The sequence below is a fragment of the Streptomyces sp. NPDC005485 genome, from assembly GCF_040606085.1.
GTDB lineage: Bacteria > Actinomycetota > Actinomycetes > Streptomycetales > Streptomycetaceae > Streptomyces.
Window position 1 is genome coordinate 1 of the sequence record NZ_JBEXDZ010000296.1, and the last position, 3,739, is coordinate 3,739.

5 protein-coding genes are annotated in these 3,739 nt (G+C 69.5%); all 5 read right to left on the reverse strand.

What is annotated here, in order from left to right:
- Positions 1-81: 81 nt before the first annotated feature.
- Positions 82-873, reverse strand: a complete 792-nt coding sequence (locus ABZS97_RS43550) for a SigB/SigF/SigG family RNA polymerase sigma factor (RefSeq protein WP_356149469.1) — start codon at positions 871-873, stop codon at positions 82-84.
- A 350-nt stretch (positions 874-1,223) separates the two neighbouring features.
- The gene (locus ABZS97_RS43555) at positions 1,224-2,060 is read right to left on the reverse strand and encodes a VOC family protein (protein WP_356149472.1); all 837 of its coding nucleotides are present in this window, start codon (positions 2,058-2,060) and stop codon (positions 1,224-1,226) included.
- Positions 2,061-2,169: 109 nt separating this feature from the next.
- Positions 2,170-2,472, reverse strand: coding sequence for a DUF3040 domain-containing protein (locus tag ABZS97_RS43560; RefSeq protein ID WP_356149475.1), 303 nt, complete (start codon positions 2,470-2,472; stop codon positions 2,170-2,172).
- A 379-nt stretch (positions 2,473-2,851) separates the two neighbouring features.
- Positions 2,852-3,229, reverse strand: coding sequence for a DUF6479 family protein (locus ABZS97_RS43565; RefSeq protein WP_356149478.1), 378 nt, complete (start codon positions 3,227-3,229; stop codon positions 2,852-2,854).
- Between the two features lie 27 nt (positions 3,230-3,256).
- Positions 3,257-3,664, reverse strand: coding sequence for a hypothetical protein (locus tag ABZS97_RS43570; RefSeq protein ID WP_356149481.1), 408 nt, complete (start codon positions 3,662-3,664; stop codon positions 3,257-3,259).
- Positions 3,665-3,739: the final 75 nt, after the last annotated feature.

The following is a 3,739-nucleotide window of genomic DNA, read 5'->3' on the forward strand; positions in this document are numbered from 1 at the left end:
TGGCCGGTCCCGCCCCCCCCCCCCCCCCCGTCCGTGGGAGACCTGTTCCGGGCGGCCGAGTGTGACGCACCGCTTCCTGGGCTATGCCGCGTCGGCGAGCACCTCCTCGCGGAGTTCGGCGCAGCAGCCGGTGATGAGCCGGGAGACGTGCATCTGCGAGATTCCGAGCTGCTCCGCGATGCGGCTCTGGGTCATGCCGCGGAAGAACCGCAGGTAGAGGATCGTGCGCTCACGCTCGGGCAGTGCCTGCAGGCAGGGCTTCAGCGCCTCGCGGTCCACGACGAGGTTGAATCCGGGGTCGGGTTCGCCCAGGGCGTCGCTCAGCGCGTAGCCGTCCTCGCTGCCCGGCACCTCCGCGTCCAGCGACAGCGTGGTGAAGCTGTCGAGCGCCTCCAGGCCGGTGCGTACCTCGTCCTCGCTCAGCTGGGCCTGTGCGGCGATCTCCTCGATGGTGGGCCGACGGCCTGAGGTGGTCTGCGAAAGGTCCTTCAGGGCGGTGCGCACCTGGTTGCGCAGGTCCTGGACGCGACGCGGCACGTGCAGGATCCACATGTGGTCGCGGAAGTGCCGCTTGATCTCGCCGGTGATGGTGGGCACGGCGTAGCTCTCGAAGGGGCCGCGTGCGGGATCGTACCGGTTGACCGCCTTGACCAGACCGAGCGCGGCGACCTGCCGCAGGTCCTCCAGGGCTTCACCCCTGCCGCGATAGCGGCCGGCTATGCGGTCCGACATCGGAAGCCACGCGCAGACGATGTCGTCGCACAGGACCCGCCGCTCGGGGCCGTCGGGCAGACCGGACAGCCTCTCGAAGAACAGGGCGGTGTCCGGAGCGTCGTCGTGCGGGTGCTGCTTCGTTCTGGACTTGATCCGCATGGTGCTTGCCAACTCCCTCAAGGGGTGCTGCGTGGACAGTCACCGCGGGAGGGCGCACACGAACCTCAGAGACACACCCGCAACCTGTCGAAACAGGCTCCGCGGAGGTGCCTCCTGTCCGAAGCACTAAGGGGTGAATTCCCCCTCTTCGAGATCTAAAACGACATTTCGAACTTTCTTCCATCGAGGTCACACACCGCAGTCATGCAATTCCAAATGGTGACGGCAGAAAAGTGCGCGGTGGAATGCGCAGCGGAATGCGGAGCCCATGCTCTTCGAATGTCGCGCCGAAATTCGCGCCGGACGGAGCTGTCCCTCGAAGGAGTGAACACGCGGGGAGGCAGCAAGCGCTACGGGCGTTCCGCCGGGTCCGTGGCCCGAGCCCCGGTCCGCTCGGCCTGCTCGGTCACCGTGAAGCGGGCGCCGTCGGGATCGCCGAGGACGGCCTCGTCCGGGTCGGTGCGGCGCTGCAGCACATAGCCTCCGTGGGCCCGTGCCGCCGCCGCGCACGCCGCAACATCGGCGACCGCGAAGTGGACCCGCCAGTGCGGCCTGATCGCGGGATCGGGCGCCGCCCCCACCGCTCCGGAGTGGATACGGGCCACCACGTCTCCCCCACTGCGCAGGAGTACCTCGTCACCGTCGTAGTGCACCTCGCAGCAGCCGGGGCGATCGGAGGCCCAGTCCAGGACCTCGCCGTAGAAGATGGCGGCATCGAAGGCGTCTCGGGTGTGCAGGCGCACGAAGGCAGGGGCGGCGCGGCGCCACTTCTCCCAGCCGGCGACGAGTTCTCCTTCCCACACGCCGAAGACCGCCCCGTCACGGTCGGACAGCAGCGCCGCGCGTCCCGGCGGGAGGGCGATGGGCCCGACCGCTCGGGTGCCGCCGCGCTCCTCGACCCTGGCCACGGCCTCGTCGGCACTGGGTACGGCGAAGTACGGGGTCCAGGCGACAGCCATCTGCCAGATGGAGGCGACCGCGGCGATCCCGGCGACCGGCACCCCGTCGACCTGCGCGATCCTGAACCGCTCACCGAGGTCGGCGGGGCTCCACTGCCAGCCGAGGACCGCCCCGTAGAAGTCCTCCGTGGCCTCCACATCGCGTGTGGTCAGGCTGACCCAGCAGGGGGCACCGAACACCGAATGGCTGGAGACCACCTGACGCCGCAGGGTCCTGTTGTCGCTCATCCCACCACTGCTCCGTCTCGCCGACACTCTTTCCAGCATCGCGCGGGTCGGCGCCGTCCGCAGCACACAGGCCACCCGTCAGAGCCCGGAAAGGGCCCGCGCGGGGTATTCATCGCGACGCCTTCACTGATATTCCGTGCGGTGTGGTCCACCTGCACAGCAGCCGGAAAGCCTGCAGCAGAGCGAAAGGCCACACTGCTGCGAATGCCCAGATGACGGCCGGGTCCGAGGTGCGGATACCCGCCACCATCAGGAAACCCGAGGCCGCAACCAAAAGGCCCACCGCGGTGGGCAGCCATATCGAGCGGCGCGGGGTGCGCAGGAGGCCGCCTATTCGGCGGCCACGCCTGAGCGCGGACTCGATGTCCTTGAGGATGAGCCACTCGCGCAGCGACAGTCTTACGTCGTCCATGGCACTGAGCTCAGTCCATGCCTCGTACGATGTTGCTCTCCACGTCATCGGCGGGCATCTCACCGCCGGCGTCCCGATCGGGAACGCGACTCGCGGGAATCACCGTCGCGCTGTTCTTGACTCCGTGCTCCTCATGGTCCGATCGGGCATCTGTCCTGGTCCGCGTATCCATCAGGACACCTCCTCTGTCATCGCCCCGAGTACCCCGGCGGCGACCGGCAACACCCCTTCCGTCCAAGGCCGAAGCGGCCTTGCGGACCCGCCCGGGCGGCGGCGCGGGTGTCACCGCCGGGCCGCCTCCGCTACGCGCGCGAGAGGCACCCGGGCAGGGCGAAACCGGCGCCGGTCGTGTGCCGACGCCGGTGACGGTGCGGTCAGGTCAGGTCCTGCCGGGGCCGCCGCTGCCGAACGAGCCACTGGAGCCGGGGCTCCAGCGCCGCCGGTGCTGATCGCCGCTCTTCCTGCTCGCGACGTTGCCGACACCCTTGATCTCGTACGGGGTCAGCGGATGACCGCTGTCCGCGGACTTCGGCATCTCGTCGGGCTCCCGCATCTCCGAGACCTCATGGACCGCCCCGTACTCGGGCAGCCGGGGCTGCTCCTCCGGGAGTGGAGGCGGTGATTCCGCGCTGCGCACCTTCATGCCGAACCGGACGGCCCAGACCAGGGCACCGGTGATCAGAATGCCCGCCACCACCGGCGCGATCCCGTGGACGAGCCAGTCCGACACGGCCAGTACTTGGCTCAATGTGTTCATGAGGTCCGAGTACCCCACGCCACCGCTTTACCTGTGCGCACGGAAATCTTCCGCACGTCCGCGCAGGTCGTCTTCGGCGGGCCACCCCGGACCGTCCTGCCCGGACCGGGTCAGCCGCCAGGCGAGCAGCGGCGCGGCCGCCAGGATCGCCAGCCGGGTCAGACCGCGAACGAGGACCGAGGGCATCAGCGGGTCGAGCAGCACGGTGGCGCTGAGGCTGAGGAACCAGGCGAACGCCGTCAGCAGCGAGAACGGGATCGTCACCGGCACCCCGCCGAACCTCAGGGCGGGGGCGTGCGGATGGGCGTGGGCGTCGAAGCCGTGCGACTCCGCGACGCCGATGGCCACCAGCAGCCAGAAGGCGACGACCACCATCAGGGCCGACGTGAACAAGACGGTCGGAAAGCCGACGGAGGCCGCGAGAAACGCACTCACTCACCCCACCCCCGACCTTCCTCGCCGTGCACGGCTCCCCTCCGGGTTTCGGTGCCGGACACCCTGCCGGTGTCC